General features: G+C 41.2%; 15 protein-coding genes. 14 read left to right on the forward strand and 1 reads right to left on the reverse strand.

Annotated features, from left to right (window positions below):
* Window positions 1-159 precede the first annotated feature (159 nt).
* The 7 genes from ACO03U_RS06965 (at window position 160) to ACO03U_RS06995 (ending at window position 7,299) form a co-directional block, all read left to right on the forward strand.
* Window positions 160-1,587, forward strand: a complete 1,428-nt coding sequence (locus ACO03U_RS06965; RefSeq protein WP_204687642.1) for a flippase — start codon at window positions 160-162, stop codon at window positions 1,585-1,587.
* 36 nt (window positions 1,588-1,623) lie between these two features.
* On the forward strand, window positions 1,624-2,496 hold the full coding sequence (gene galU, locus ACO03U_RS06970) for a UTP--glucose-1-phosphate uridylyltransferase GalU (protein WP_204687640.1): 873 nt from the start codon (window positions 1,624-1,626) through the stop codon (window positions 2,494-2,496).
* A 92-nt stretch (window positions 2,497-2,588) separates the two neighbouring features.
* Window positions 2,589-2,987 carry a glycerol-3-phosphate cytidylyltransferase gene (gene tagD, locus ACO03U_RS06975; protein WP_204687638.1) on the forward strand — a complete coding sequence of 133 codons (399 nt, stop codon included), beginning with the start codon at window positions 2,589-2,591 and terminating at the stop codon, window positions 2,985-2,987.
* A gap of 78 nt (window positions 2,988-3,065) precedes the next feature.
* Entirely contained in the window at window positions 3,066-4,211 is a 1,146-nt protein-coding gene (locus ACO03U_RS06980) for a glycosyltransferase (protein WP_204687636.1), read from the forward strand.
* 9 nt (window positions 4,212-4,220) lie between these two features.
* Window positions 4,221-5,201 carry a stealth family protein gene (locus ACO03U_RS06985; protein WP_204687634.1) on the forward strand — a complete coding sequence of 327 codons (981 nt, stop codon included), beginning with the start codon at window positions 4,221-4,223 and terminating at the stop codon, window positions 5,199-5,201.
* A gap of 12 nt (window positions 5,202-5,213) precedes the next feature.
* Window positions 5,214-6,227 (forward strand): sugar transferase, encoded by a 1,014-nt coding sequence (locus ACO03U_RS06990; protein ID WP_204687632.1) that lies wholly within the window; start codon window positions 5,214-5,216, stop codon window positions 6,225-6,227.
* 151 nt (window positions 6,228-6,378) lie between these two features.
* Window positions 6,379-7,299: an LCP family glycopolymer transferase gene (locus tag ACO03U_RS06995; protein WP_204687630.1), complete on the forward strand. Its 921-nt coding sequence runs from the start codon at window positions 6,379-6,381 to the stop codon at window positions 7,297-7,299.
* Window positions 7,300-7,377: 78 nt separating this feature from the next.
* Here the strand turns inward: ACO03U_RS06995 and ACO03U_RS07000 are convergent, their stop codons facing one another.
* The gene (locus tag ACO03U_RS07000; protein ID WP_204687628.1) at window positions 7,378-7,761 is read right to left on the reverse strand and encodes a hypothetical protein; all 384 of its coding nucleotides are present in this window, start codon (window positions 7,759-7,761) and stop codon (window positions 7,378-7,380) included.
* A 377-nt stretch (window positions 7,762-8,138) separates the two neighbouring features.
* Between ACO03U_RS07000 and xdhC the strand changes: the two genes are divergently transcribed.
* The 7 genes from xdhC to yqeB are packed head-to-tail and all read left to right on the forward strand — an operon-like array spanning window position 8,139 to window position 13,791.
* The gene (xdhC, locus tag ACO03U_RS07005; RefSeq protein WP_204687626.1) at window positions 8,139-9,128 is read left to right on the forward strand and encodes a xanthine dehydrogenase accessory protein XdhC; all 990 of its coding nucleotides are present in this window, start codon (window positions 8,139-8,141) and stop codon (window positions 9,126-9,128) included.
* Between the two features lie 34 nt (window positions 9,129-9,162).
* On the forward strand, window positions 9,163-10,314 hold the full coding sequence (sclA, locus tag ACO03U_RS07010; protein ID WP_204687624.1) for a selenocysteine lyase SclA: 1,152 nt from the start codon (window positions 9,163-9,165) through the stop codon (window positions 10,312-10,314).
* Window positions 10,315-10,324: 10 nt separating this feature from the next.
* Window positions 10,325-11,347 carry a selenide, water dikinase SelD gene (gene selD, locus ACO03U_RS07015; RefSeq protein ID WP_204687622.1) on the forward strand — a complete coding sequence of 341 codons (1,023 nt, stop codon included), beginning with the start codon at window positions 10,325-10,327 and terminating at the stop codon, window positions 11,345-11,347.
* 33 nt (window positions 11,348-11,380) lie between these two features.
* On the forward strand, window positions 11,381-11,977 hold the full coding sequence (gene yedF, locus ACO03U_RS07020; RefSeq protein WP_161870168.1) for a sulfurtransferase-like selenium metabolism protein YedF: 597 nt from the start codon (window positions 11,381-11,383) through the stop codon (window positions 11,975-11,977).
* A 10-nt stretch (window positions 11,978-11,987) separates the two neighbouring features.
* Window positions 11,988-12,251, forward strand: a complete 264-nt coding sequence (locus ACO03U_RS07025; RefSeq protein WP_204687620.1) for a putative Se/S carrier protein — start codon at window positions 11,988-11,990, stop codon at window positions 12,249-12,251.
* Window positions 12,239-13,000 (forward strand): selenium cofactor biosynthesis protein YqeC, encoded by a 762-nt coding sequence (gene yqeC, locus ACO03U_RS07030; RefSeq protein WP_204687618.1) that lies wholly within the window; start codon window positions 12,239-12,241, stop codon window positions 12,998-13,000. Before ACO03U_RS07025 ends, yqeC begins: the two co-directional genes overlap by 13 nt.
* Window positions 12,973-13,791 carry a selenium-dependent molybdenum cofactor biosynthesis protein YqeB gene (gene yqeB / locus ACO03U_RS07035; protein WP_204687617.1) on the forward strand — a complete coding sequence of 273 codons (819 nt, stop codon included), beginning with the start codon at window positions 12,973-12,975 and terminating at the stop codon, window positions 13,789-13,791. Before yqeC ends, yqeB begins: the two co-directional genes overlap by 28 nt.
* Window positions 13,792-13,879: the final 88 nt, after the last annotated feature.

Here is a 13,879-nt window from a genome sequence, read left to right on the forward strand (position 1 = left end):
AATAGTTGTATTTGGAATTACAAATTGAAAAGATGAAACAAGAATTTTTTCAATCAGCTAATGCATATATTAAAGTAATAGCAACAATTTAAGTAATTAGAGTTGTTTTCTTATGTAAAAAGTATTGATTGAAAGTAAAACAACTAGGAGGACTTTCTATTGAGTCTAATAAAAAATTACTTTTATAATGTAGGTTATCAAATTTTTGTAATTTTAATTCCGTTAGTTACAGTTCCATATGTATCTCGAGTTCTTGGAAGTGAAGGGGTAGGGATTAACGCTTATACCAATTCAATTATCCAGTATTTTATACTGTTTGGTAGTATCGGAATTAATTTGTATGGAAATAGGACGATTGCCTACAACAGGGATAATCGAAAAAAAATGAGTCAACTTTTTTGGGAAATTGCGATTTTAAGAATGGTTTGTATTGCAATTAGTTATATTGCATTTCTTATCTTTGTATCAGTAGTTTCTGAGTATCAAAACTTTTATTTCTATCAATCTTTTTTGATTATCGCAGCCGGATTGGATATTTCTTGGTTTTTCATGGGAAATGAAGATTTCAAGAAGACGGTATTGAGAAATACTTTGGTTAAGATTATTTCATTAATCGCAATATTTGTCTTCGTAAAATCAAAAAATGATATCGGTTTGTACATTTTGATTTTAAGCTTGTCGATTTTATTTGGAAATTTAACTTTGTGGCCATATCTTCGTAATATTGTTATTTTGCCAAAAATTAAAGAGTTAAATCTTTGGCGACATTTTTTTCCATCTTTATCTTTGTTTGTACCTCAAGTAGCGACACAGGTGTATCTTGTCTTAAATAAAACAATGCTGGGTCTTATGGTAGGCGTAAGTAGTACTGGGTATTATGAGAATTCAGATAAGATTGTCAAAGTTATTTTAGCCATTGTGACTGCAACAGGGACAGTGATGTTACCACGAGTTGCTAATACCTTTGCTAAAGGACAGACAGAAAAAGTAGCGAAGTATCTTTATCAATCTTTTGATTTTGTGACAGCTATTTGTTTTCCAATGGCATTAGGATTATCAGCTATTGCACCTAAATTTTCAGTTTGGTTTTTAGGTCCGGAATTTGAAGTAACGGGGATATTGATTTCCATTTTAAGTTTAGTAATTATCTTTATTGGTTGGAGTAATGTCTTGGGTACACAGTATTTGCTACCAACTAATCAAACTAAGTATTACACGATGTCAGTTGTATCTGGTGCAATTGTGAATTTAATTTTAAATTTCCCTTTAATCATGAATTTTGGAGTGTTTGGGGCGGTGATTTCCACTGTTCTTTCAGAATTTACGGTTTCGCTGGTACAAATTATTTTGGCACGAAGGACGTTAAAAATATCACTACTTTTCAGTGGTAAATGGAAATATCTAATATCCGCAAGTGTGATGTTTATTGTAGTCAGAGGATTACATGTTTTTCTACCAGGAAGCATTATTTATTTTGGGTTAGAAGTACTCCTGGGAGTGTTTGTTTACTTAGTAATGTTAGTGATTTTCAAGGCCTCTATTATTGATTTCGCAAAAGGTTTTATTAGTAAGAAATCTAGAGGTTAAAAGATGAAATATTAGACAAAATAAGGAGTATGAAAAATGAAAAAAGTTAGAAAAGCTATCATCCCCGCAGCAGGGTTGGGGACACGGTTTTTACCAGCAACAAAAGCTATTGCAAAAGAAATGTTGCCAATCGTTGATAAGCCAACGATTCAATTTATCGTGGAAGAAGCAATTGCATCAGGAATTGAAGATATTTTGGTAATTACCGGTAAAGGGAAACGCCCGATTGAGGATCATTTTGATGCGAATCTGGAGTTAGAGCAAAATCTTGCAGCAAAAAATAAGAAAGAATTGTTAGCTTTGGTTGAAGCGACAACCGCGATTAATCTGCACTTTATTCGCCAAAAACATCCCCTTGGATTAGGACATGCAGTTTTGCAGGCAAAAGCCTTTGTAGGAAATGAGCCTTTCGTGGTGATGTTGGGTGATGATATTATGGAAGATACGATTCCTTTGACAAAACAATTGATCAATGACTATCATCAAACCCAAGCCTCTACTTTGGCGGTTATGCAAGTGCCTCATAAAGAAACTTCAAAATATGGGATTATCAATCCTAATGGCGAGATTTCTAAAGGCCTTTATGATGTAGAATCTTTCGTTGAAAAACCAAAACCAGAAGAGGCCCCAAGTAACCTTGCAATTATTGGTCGCTATTTATTGAAGCCAGAGATTTTTGGTATTTTAGAAAATCAAAAACCCGGTGCAGGCAATGAAATCCAGTTGACTGATGCCATCGACAGCTTAAATAAAATCCAACGCGTGTTTGCCCATGAGTTTACTGGTAAACGCTATGATGTGGGAGATAAATTAGGTATGATTGAAGCCAATATCGAGATGGGGCTAAAACATCCTGAGATTGCTGAGGATTTGAAGGCTTATATTAAAGAATTGGCGAAAACCTTGTAATTAAAGTCATAGAAAAAGCTTGGTATCTTAGGAACCAAGCTTTTTCTATGAGAGATAGTATAACTATTTTACAAAAAAAGGGGTAAAATAAAATGAAACGAGTAATCACGTACGGAACATTTGATTTATTGCATTATGGACATATTAACTTGCTTAGACGAGCAAAGGAACAGGGAGATTATCTAGTAGTTGCACTTTCTACTGATAAATTTAATTGGGATGAAAAGCAAAAAAAATGCTACTTCTCTTATGAAAAACGGAAACAATTACTAGAAGCCATTCGTTATGTGGATTTGGTTATTCCTGAAAATGGCTGGGATCAAAAAGTACCTGATATTTCAATGTATCATATCGATAAATTTGTCATGGGAGATGACTGGGCAGGAAAATTCGACTTTATTGAAGAAGAAACTGATGCAGAAGTCATTTATCTTCCACGAACACCAGAAATTTCTACTACTCAGATTAAGAAGGATCTTGGTGTGAATTAATAAAAAAATTCTCAGTTAAAGTTTATAAATCGGTTAAGGAGAGTATGGCTCCTGTCATTGTAAAGGAATGATTTGAACGTGAAGAGTCCAATTAGAGTTTTAACTACAGGTGATTTTCAAAAAGGAAGCGGGCTAACAAACTATATATTGAATACTTATGATCATTTTAATTCTGATCAATATCAGATAGATTGTATGTCTATCTCTCCATCAGATGATCTAAAAGAGTCAATTCTCAATCGTGGATGGGGTTATTACCGAGTGACACCTGTTACAGTTAGTCCGATTAAACACTTTTTTGATTGGCGAAACTTTTTGAAAAATAGAGGTAAGTATTATGATGTGATTCATTTTAATTATTCTGCTTCATGGAATTATTTTGCAATCAAAATGGCTAAAAGATACAGTAATGCTAAAATAATTATTCACAGTCACAATAATTACTACAGTAAAAAACCGAAATCTCGTCTTTCAAAATTTATTTTAGATACCTTAAATAATTATGGACGACAAGTGATTAAAAAGAATAGCGATTTAAATTTGGCGGTTTCGAACGAGGCAAAAGATTGGATGTTTAAACCTGGTGAAGAAGTGTTCATTCAAAAAAATGGAATTGAAATTTCTAATTTTGTTTTTGATGAGGATAGTCGTAAAGAATTACGAAGTGAGCTAGGAATTGAAGATCATACGAATATTATTGGCTTTGCTGGAGTGTTATCAGATCGGAAAAATCCATTGTTTGCAGTAGAGATGTACGCTAAATTTTTACCATTACATCCTGATTCTGTTTTTTTAATTTTCGGTAACGGGCGTGATGAAAAGCAAGTTGTTGAGCGAGTGAAGGAATTGCAAATGACAGATAAGATTATCTTTATGGGAAGAAAATTGAATCTAAACAAATGGTATTCTGCGATAGATATTTTTATTTTTCCATCAAAAACAGAAGGCTTTGGCTTTGTTTTACTTGAAACGCAAGTAAATGGCTTACCGATTGTCTGTTCTCAAGGAATACCAAGTGAAGCTATTCAAACTGATTCAGTTTGTCAATTATCATTTGATGATGAAAATGGTTGGCTGACAGGATTAAATAACCGTATCTCTATTGCAGAACGTCAAGAAAATTCTAAAAAAAATGCTGCGATTATTGAAAAAAATGGCTATTCTATTTCTGCCACAGCAAAAGATTTAGCTCAATTGATTGAGAGTTTGGTAAAGAAAGGGTAGGTATTATCATTGGATAAAATAGATGTTGTGATTACTTGGGTGGATGGAATGGACCCACTTTGGAGAAAGAAAAAAGAAAAATTTAGTAGCCATAAAAGTAACCAAGATGAAGTGCGGTATCGAGATTACGGCACTCTAAAATATCTATTTCGTTCGATTGATACTTTTTGTCCGTGGGTAAATAAGATTCATTTAATTACCGATAATCAAATACCTGAGTGGCTAAATACAGAGCATCCTAAACTAAACTTAGTTTTCCATCAAGACTATATTCCCCAAGAGTATCTGCCAACTTTTAATTCAAATACGATTGAATTAAATTTATTTCGATTAAAGGATTTGGCAGAAAAATTTATTTTATTTAATGATGATATGTTTGTTAATGGTCCAGTTACTCCAGAAGATTTCTTTGTAGGTGATCAAGTTTTAGATTATGGAATCTATAATCGCATTGCGCCAGTGGATGTTTTTGCCCATACCTTGATTAATAACTTGATGATTATTAATAAACATTTTAATAAACGAATGTCTTTAAAAAAAAATTGGCGTAAGCAATTTAGTTTTAGATATGGGAAAATGTTAGTATCAAATTTTTTAGTATTTCCTTACAAAGAAATTACGGGCTATTTTAATCCTCATTTACCACAACCGCACTTAAAATCAACATTTTCAGATCTATATCAGCTAGAATTAGAAGCTTTTGAAGCTACTTTTTATAATCGAGTTAGAGGCTTAGAGGATATTAATCATTGGTTATGTCGTTATTGGATGTTAGAAGAAGGTAATTATCAACCTCAAAAGTTATCATTTGGCAAATATTTTAATATCTCAGAGATGCATGAGATTTTACAAGTATTAAGAAAAGAAAAAGTGAAACTAGTATGTATTAATGATGAGAAGAGTACAAACGAGCAGTTTGAGGCATGGCAAGAAAAGCTTGAAGAAGTATTGCAATGGAAGTTTCCAGCAAAATCATCTTTTGAATGGTAAAGGAATTTTGAGATGAAAAATAAATATGTTGTTGAAATTAGACAAGAAACAAATTTACATGCAGGTACAAAAGCAAAACAAGATATTACTAGCATTTTATGTGAATCTGGTTTCCATAAACTAGGAATTGAAATACCTACACATAAGTTAGCTAGACTACTTAAGGGAAATTATCTCTGGAAAAAAGAACTTGCTAAAACTCAAAAAGGGGATTATGTATTTTACCAATATCCAGCCTATAGTCGAGTACTGAGCGATAGTTTTGTTAAAAATGCTAATCAGAAAAAACTAACTAAGGTTCTGATTATTCATGATATTGATTCTTTAAGATTTTATATTGATAGGCCATTAGATTATAAAAGAGAAATAACTTTTTTTAATCAGTTTGATTACATTATTGCCCATAATGAAAGAATGAAGAAATGGTTAATTGAGAATGGTGTAAAGCAGAAAATTATAACTCTAAAATTGTTTGATTATCTTTCTAGCTTTAGACATGATATTTTACTAGAAGCAAAAGAAAATAATTCTATTGTTTTTGCAGGTAATTTAAGTAAATCTAGTTTTTTAAGTGAGTTAAAAAGTTCTACACCTATTCATCTATATGGAGTAGAGCCAGCTAAAAATTATCATCCTAACCTTAGTTACCAAGGTGCATTTTCATCAGCAGAGTTAGAAGAAAAACTTATTGGTCATAAGTATGGCTTAGTGTGGGATGGCGATTCTGTGCTAACATGTGCTGGCATTTCGGGAAATTACATGCGGTTCAATAATCCTCATAAAGTTTCCTTATATCTTAGCTTAGGGATTCCTGTAATTATTTGGAGGCAGGCTGCGTTAGCAAATTTTATTTTAGACGAGGGTGTGGGTATTGTAATTGATGATTTAAGATTAATCGATGAACAGATAAATAAGATTTCAAAGAATGAATATAAAACAATGAGAATAAACGCTTTAAAAATTTCAAAAAAAATAACAGGAGGTGAGTTTATTCTTGCTGCTGTTACAAAGATCTTTGAAAATTAGTATTCTATATATTAGAGTGTTATTTAATAACTGTAAAATAAAAAAATAGTAGATTTCTAGCATATATTACTATATTTTAATTGATAGTTTTTATGATATATTAAAAATAAATCTTTTGAAGATATGTTACTAGGAAATGAGGGGTTAGCCTATGTCAACAGGAAAAAAAATCATTCTAGCCATAGTCGGCATCGTCGTCTTATTGACTGTCGCAGTAGTCGGCATCGGTACCAAGGTCTATTTGGATGTCAAAGGTTCTGCCGATAAGACTTATGAATCCGTGAAACGAGAGTCACCAGCGAAGCGTGAAACGGCTGTGGATTTGGAAGAACAAGAGCCGTTTTCAATCTTACTACTTGGGATTGATACCGGGGACTTGGGTCGGACGGAGCAAGGGCGTTCGGATACCATGATGGTGGCTACGGTCAATCCGAAAGATAAGAAGACGACTATCGTCAGCATTCCTCGAGATACCTATGTGTCCATCGTCGGTCATGGGACAGATGATAAGATCAACCATGCCTATGCCTTTGGTGGGGCGGCGATGTCGATGGATACCGTGGAGAAGTACCTGGACATTCCTATCGATCATTACGCTGCCATCAACATGAAAGGCTTGAAAGAGCTCGTCGATGCAGTGGGTGGTGTGCAGGTGCGTAATGAAAAAGAGTTTACCCAAAGTGGCTACACTTTTAAACATGGTCTGAATACTTTGGATGGGGATATGGCTTTAGCCTTCTCTCGCATGCGTAAAGAAGACCCTCGTGGCGACTATGGTCGGCAAGAGCGTCAGCGGGATATCGTCGTGGGTGTGGTGAAGAAATTGTTGTCGATGGATGGAATTACCAAGTATCAGGAAGTCTTGAATGCGATGGAAACCAATGTGACCACCGATATGCATTTTGCTGATATGAAGAAGATTGCCTTGAACTATCGGGATGCCTTTACCCATGTCAAGACGGAACAGATGCAAGGGGAAGGTTTCATGCAGGACAATATCAGCTACCAGCGTGTCTCAGAAGATGAGCTGAAACGAGTACAGGATATCTTGAAAAGTGAGTTAGGATTGTAAAAGAGCGTAATACAAAAGACTGAACGTCAGCTGGCGTTCAGTCTTTTTGGAGTTCTTGTTATAGATGGTCGAAAGTGTTTATCCTCGCCCTTTCCCAACCGCCGCAAACCACTCCCGACGACGTTTTTCTTCCACAGATTCCAAGGTCAAGGTGAAGCTGAGTTCCAACTGTTGGATTTGTTTCAAGATTAGTCGCGAGCTCATCGTAGCATATCCCACGGCATCGAAAGTGTCCAGTACCACAGTTGCTGGTAACGCGGCTCGCAATTGGTTGAGCTGTTGGCTTAAAGAAAAATCCACTAAGATGATTTCATTGGTGAAATGTCGCAGGGAGAGTTGCGTTTCATTGAGCAAGGAGATGGCATAGTTTTCATCCTGCTCTTGGATTTGGGCGATCAGATTGCGAATGACGGGGTTAGGACTAAATTCACTGTTTTCGACGAATAAAATGCCTTTTTTCACTATTTTTCACTCCGTTTTTGAATGTCATCTGGACTATTAAAGCTAACTATACAAGGTTTTGGGGGATAAGCAAGGAAGTGTTCCTTTCTGGCTTTTTCTTTTGAGAATATTAACCTTCTTAAGAAAGAATTTCCTTTCGCCGGAGTTGCTGCTGTGGTCAGAAAAGAATTCAAAATATTTTTTAGGTGAAATTGAATTTTTTTAGTACCAGTGTTATACTTTGAAGGGTATAGCGTGGTAGCGTTTTCTTTGTAGACAAAGAGCTTTGTTGAAAGTTAATTTAAATGGCGGATTGGTCTGCAAAAGCGGGGTACGACAAGAGGGATTGAACAAGTTCATACATAGTTTAAAATATGGCCATTAAAGAGGGGTTTCAAATGAAAGAAATCATTCAGACGTTAACTAGCAGATTGCCAAAGGAGGCTGTGATGCTGGTGACAGTGATCAAAAGTTCCGGTTCCACACCTCGTAAGAAAGGGGCCCGGATGGTGGTGACCGCTGCGGGTTTGCAGGCAGGGACGATCGGTGGGGGCAAAGTGGAATTTTTGGCAGTAAGCTTGGCGAAAGACTTGCTGGAGCAAAAGGAAAGCACTCAACAAGAATACCGCTTGACCCCCAAAGAAGCATCTGGTTTGGGGATGGTCTGTGGCGGAGGGATGACCTTGTTGTACCAATATTTAGCCAGTGAGGATGCGGGGCTTCAAGAAATTGTAAACGCTATTAGTGATTGCCTGGGGACTGGTGGCAGCGGCTGGTTGTTTCAACCGCTGGAAGAAACTGAGGGGGCTCCACTTATTTTTTATAGTGAAAAGACGGGTTGGCTAGGCACGAAGGAACCCCTCGTGGCTGCTTTTGATGAGCAGACGCTAGCTGGTGTGGCTTATTACGTAGAGGAGCTGACGCCGCCGAGCCAGGTTTATCTCTTCGGTGGCGGTCACGTGGCACAAGCCTTGGTGCCGGTCTTGGCTAATTTGGATTTTCGAGTGACGGTCTTGGATGATCGGGAAGAGTTTTTGAATCCCACTTATTTTCCTGAGGTTTGCCAATTGCAACTAGTGGATTTTGCAGATATTCAGCAGCTGGCTTTGACGGAGCAAGACTATGCTCTGGTGATGACCCGGGGCCACCTTCACGATTTGACGTTGCATCAGCAATTATTACAGACGCCAGCTTACTATCTCGGGGGGATGGGGAGTCGTCATAAGGTGGCGGTGATGAAGAAAAAACTTCGAGAAGCTGGGTGTACTGAGCAGCAGATTGCGCGGATTCATATGCCGATTGGTTTAGCGATTAAGGCTGAGACACCGGCGGAACTGGCGATTAGTATTGCCGGGGAGCTAATCTTGGCGCGGGCTGAGCAAGGATAAGTGAGACTTATTTTCCAGATAAAGGGGTGGGGAGATGACCCAGCAGATTTACCTCAATCATGGCGCGACGTCCTTACGCAAGCCAGAACCTGTGATGGCGGCGGTGACGACTTATTTGCAACAAAATCAAGAACTAGCTGCAAAGCGGAGTTTTATGGGGGGGGCTAGTGAGCGAAATCGCTATCTGGCCCGAGAGTCGGTGGCAGAGTTTTTCAATTATCCCGATGCCAGTCATGTGATCTTTACCGCCAATGTCACCACGAGTTTGAACATGATTTTGCAAGGGTGTTTGCGACCGGGGGACCATGTTTTGACGACTTCGGTGGAGCACAATGCCGTCCGGCGACCGTTGGAAATCTTGCGCAAACAAGGAGTCTCGGTTACCTGCTTGCCTTGTGCCGAGGATGGCAGTCTCGAGCCACAGCAAGTAGCACAAGCCATTCGGCCAAACACGCGCCTCTTGGTGATGACGCAGGCTTCCAATGTCTTGGGGACGATATTGCCGGTGCAGGAATGTTTTGCAATTGCGAAAACCTATGGCATCTTGACGGTATTGGATACTGCGCAGACGGCGGGTTTTTTACCTATTGATATGTTGGCTTTGCAAGCAGATGTGGTGGCGTTTACTGGACACAAAGGGTTGTTGGCCTTAGCGGGGATTGGAGGCTTGATTCTCAATGACCAGGCAGCCGCCATCATGAAACCTTGGCTGACGGGAGGCACCGGGAGTTTTTCAGAGCTTGTTGAAATGCCAGCGAGTTTACCAGATCGTTTTGAACCCGGAACGCCTAATGAGCTGGGGATTTGCAGTTTGCAGGCTAGCTTGTCGTGGTTGAAGGCGCAGGATTACTTGAGGCTGGCAGCCAAAGAACGTGCGCTAACCCAGCAGTTTGTGACGGGGATTAAAGAGTTACCGGTGCGGATTTTAGGCCGGCAAAACGTCTCAGAATCGGTGCCGGTTGTATCGATTGTCCCTCGGCAGCTGTCTTGTGATGAGCTGGCTTGGCGATTGTTTGAAGACTACGGCATCATTACTCGCAATGGTCTTCATTGTGCTCCTTGGGCTCATGAAACCGCCGGGACATTAGCGACGGGAACGGTGCGCTTTAGCTTTGGCTGGGATACGACTTCTTGGGAAATCCAGCAAGCCGTTCAGGCATTAACAGAAATTTTAACAAAAGAATGAAGGTGGAAAGATGTCCTTTTTATCTAGTTGTACTTCCGGCGGTTGCGGGGCGAAAATCGGTGCGGGGGAGTTGGCGACTTATTTGGCAAAACTACCAAGAAACACGGATCCTAAGCTATTGGTGGGCTTTGATCGGGCAGATGATGCCGCGGTTTATCAGCTCAATGAGGAACAAGCCTTGATTTCCACGGTGGATTTTTTCTCGCCGATGGTAGAAGATTCCCGGATGTTTGGGCGCATTGCCGCAGCGAACGCCATGAGTGATATTTATGCCATGGGGGGCAAGGTGCTGTATGGCCTGAACTTGGTCTGTTTTCCCCAGCAGCTGGACAAAGAAGTCTTGGCGGAGATCTTAGCCGGCGGTGCCGAAAAAGTCAGTGAGGCTGGGGCCAGTCTAGCAGGAGGCCATTCTATTTATGACCATGAGCCCAAGTATGGATTAGCGGTCACAGGACTGGTTCATCCTGAGAAGTTTTTGCGAAATGATACGCCACAGCCAGAAGATGTCCTGATTTTGACCAAAGCCCTCGGAGTTGGCTTGGTCCAATCGGCAGTCCGGGTGGGGTTGGCTAGTGAGGAAGCGACTGCTGCGGCGCTGGCTTCCATGTGTCATCTCAATAAATATGCCGCTGAAAAGTTAGCAGCTTATCCGGTTCATGCTTGCACGGATGTGACTGGTTTTGGACTCTTGGGCCATGCCAGCGAGATGGCAGGAACAGAGCAGACATTGATCATCGATACGGCAGCTCTGCCATTGTTACCTGATGCTTTGCACTATGCGGAAGCGTATCTTGCGACAGCTGGTGGAGAACGCAATCGTCGGTTTGTGACTGATAAGGTGGATTTGACAGAAGTCCCACCGGCGTATCAAGAGCTTTTATTGGACCCTCAGACTTCTGGTGGGTTATTGATCAGCGTAGCGGCTGAGGCGGCAGCAGATTTGTTGCAGGCGCTGCAAGTGGATGATCCTGCCGCTACCATCATCGGTATGGTAGCCAGTGAGCGGGGAGCAAAACCGCTAGTGATTCTTTAGTAGTAAAGAAAAAGTAGAGAAAGAAGGAGCAGTATGATTCAGATTGACGCATTAGGCAAACCTTGTCCGATTCCTGTGATTGAAACGAAAAAAGCCATCAAAGAGTTGGGGAACCAGCCTGGAGAAATCGAAGTCTTGGTGGACAATGAGGTGGCCTTGAATAATATCGAAAAAATGACTTCAGGTCTGGAAATTCCGACAAAACGGCATAAAATCGATAACGATCACTTCACGATTACGTTGTTTTTATCGGAAGCAAGTCAGCGCCAGCCTCAAGCCAAGGGTAAAAAACAGCCCACTACGACTTACCTAATCGGTCGTCAAGTCTTAGGGGAAGGGGATCCGAAACTAGGGGCATTATTGATGAAAAGTTATCTTTATTCGTTGACCGAACTAGCGACGGTGCCCACCGAGTTGATCTTCTTTAATGAAGGGATTTTCCTGACCTTAAACAGCTCACCGGTAATCCCTGATTTGCAAACCTTGGTGGACAAGGGCACTAAAATCTATGCTTGTGGTACGTGTCTGGATTTTTACGATGTCAAAGATCAGCTCGCTCTCGGGGAGATTACCAATATGTACACGATCAGCGAAAAGCAACAATTGGCTGACAAAGCCATCACGGTCTGAGGGTGGGAGCATGCAAAAGAGTCTACTCACCTTCGCCAATACCCATTTTGCAATCAAGGCTGAGACTACTTTGGAAGCAGCTGGTATCGTCGTAGCTCCTATGCCTTTACCGGTGAAGCTTGGCGGCAATCTTTGTGGTATTTGTTTACGGATTCCAGCTGCGGAAACGGACGCTGCAGTGGAGCGACTGGAAGTCGCGGCAGCCCCACCGGCCACTGTCTATCAAATCGTTGAAACTGCCGACGGAAAGGAGTATGTGCCATGGCCGTCTTAAGTCGATGCTTTCCTGCAGCGAATCAGCAAGTAATCGCGGTGGTTGGCTCCGGGGGCAAGAGTAGCCTTTGTCAGTATTTGGCAGCAGCCTGGCGCAAGATGGGCAAGAAGGTCTTAATGAGCACTACGACCAAAATCCTTCTTCCGTCAAATAGCCAATATGACCGCCTGGTAACTGGGGATTTTTCCCAGTTGGGTAAAGCCACGGCTGGGATTACCATCGCAGGTGTTCCCATGATGCAAGACCAGCAGCAAAAGCTCACGATGCCTGACGAAGCCTTATTGACAAAGGCCCTTTCTGCTTATGATCAGGTGCTACTGGAAGCAGATGGTTCCCGTCAATTGCCCTTGAAAGGTTGGGGACCCCATGAGCCAGTGATTTTACCACCAACGACCGAAGTGCTGGCAGTCTTGCCCCTTTTGCCACTGGGGACACCCCTTACCCAACAAGTGGTGCATCGTTTGCCGTTATTTATGACTATGACAGGAGCAAAGGCGGGCGATCCCTTGAGCCTTAGTCATTACCGGCAAATCATCGCTGGTAGAGGTGGTCTTTTGGAAAAAGCCGGCAAGGTACCGCTAACTATTTTTTTCAATCAAGTAGAGTCAAAAGCAGCCTTACAACAGACTGAGGATATCTTGGCAGGCTTGGTACCTGAGATACGTGCTTCTTTGGTGGCAGTCGTCGCCGGGAGTGTCCAGCAAGAAAAAGGAGTGATCTTGTGGCAACGATCAAGGAAACAATCGTAGCCGTTCGTGGTGGAGGGGATCTAGCTACGGGGGTGATCCAAAAATTTCAAAGGGCCGGCTTCAAAGTTGTGATCTTGGAAACGGCTCAGCCATTGGCTATTCGGCGGACGGTTTCTCTGTGTTCAGCGGTTTATGAGGGTCAGTATCAGGTGGAAGAGCTGATTGCCCGCAAAGCTGCTACCCCTATAGACTGCGAAGAAATCTGGTCTCAAGGGAAGATTCCGTTACTGATTGATCCAGAAGGGACTAGCTTGCCCCAGTTGCGGCCGACGATTTTGGTGGATGCCATCATCGCCAAACGCAATCTTGGAACGCAGAAAACGATGGCGCCGGTGACGATTGGGCTAGGACCTGGATTTACCGCCCCCACAGATGTAGATGTCGCCATCGAAACGATGCGGGGTCACTGTTTAGGCCGTCTAATCTTTTCTGGCAGCCCGCTGCCCAACACTGGCGTTCCTGGGATTTTAGGAGGGAAAAGTCGCGAGCGAGTGATTCATTCCCCGCAAGCTGGTGTCGTGAAGCATCTTCATCAGATTGGTGATCAGGTAACCCAAGGAGAAGTTTTGTTTTATGTAGGGGATACGCCAGTGTTTTCGCCATTGACAGGTACTTTGCGAGGACTGATTCAAGAAGGTCTGACCATTTCCAAAGGCTTGAAGGTGGGGGATGTGGATCCACGTAGCCCGGAAGAGGTGGATTATCTGACCATTTCAGACAAAGCGCGAGCCCTTGGTGGTGCTGCCCTCGAAGCTGCGTTGTGGGGTATGACACAAAAAAATCTTTGGTAATTTTGCTACAGGAAGGCGCCTGAAGATTGCGGGATTTGTTTACTAGTGCTATGATAAAAAAATTAGAATCCCTGTTTATCTTAAAAGG

The sequence above is a fragment of the Enterococcus diestrammenae genome, from assembly GCF_049384045.1.
Lineage (GTDB): Bacteria > Bacillota > Bacilli > Lactobacillales > Enterococcaceae > Enterococcus_C > Enterococcus_C diestrammenae.

Bases quoted from the DNA above. Each gene is read 5' to 3' on its own strand.
- galU (WP_204687640.1), top strand. From the start codon at position 1,624: ATGAAAAAAGTTAGAAAAGCTATCATCCCCGCAGCAGGGTTGGGGACA.
- tagD (WP_204687638.1), top strand. From the start codon at position 2,589: ATGAAACGAGTAATCACGTACGGAACATTTGATTTATTGCATTATGGA.
- ACO03U_RS06990 (WP_204687632.1), top strand. From the start codon at position 5,214: ATGAAAAATAAATATGTTGTTGAAATTAGACAAGAAACAAATTTACAT.
- ACO03U_RS06995 (WP_204687630.1), top strand. From the start codon at position 6,379: ATGTCAACAGGAAAAAAAATCATTCTAGCCATAGTCGGCATCGTCGTC.
- xdhC (WP_204687626.1), top strand. From the start codon at position 8,139: ATGAAAGAAATCATTCAGACGTTAACTAGCAGATTGCCAAAGGAGGCT.
- sclA (WP_204687624.1), top strand. From the start codon at position 9,163: ATGACCCAGCAGATTTACCTCAATCATGGCGCGACGTCCTTACGCAAG.
- selD (WP_204687622.1), top strand. From the start codon at position 10,325: ATGTCCTTTTTATCTAGTTGTACTTCCGGCGGTTGCGGGGCGAAAATC.
- yedF (WP_161870168.1), top strand. From the start codon at position 11,381: ATGATTCAGATTGACGCATTAGGCAAACCTTGTCCGATTCCTGTGATT.
- ACO03U_RS07025 (WP_204687620.1), top strand. From the start codon at position 11,988: ATGCAAAAGAGTCTACTCACCTTCGCCAATACCCATTTTGCAATCAAG.
- yqeC (WP_204687618.1), top strand. From the start codon at position 12,239: ATGGCCGTCTTAAGTCGATGCTTTCCTGCAGCGAATCAGCAAGTAATC.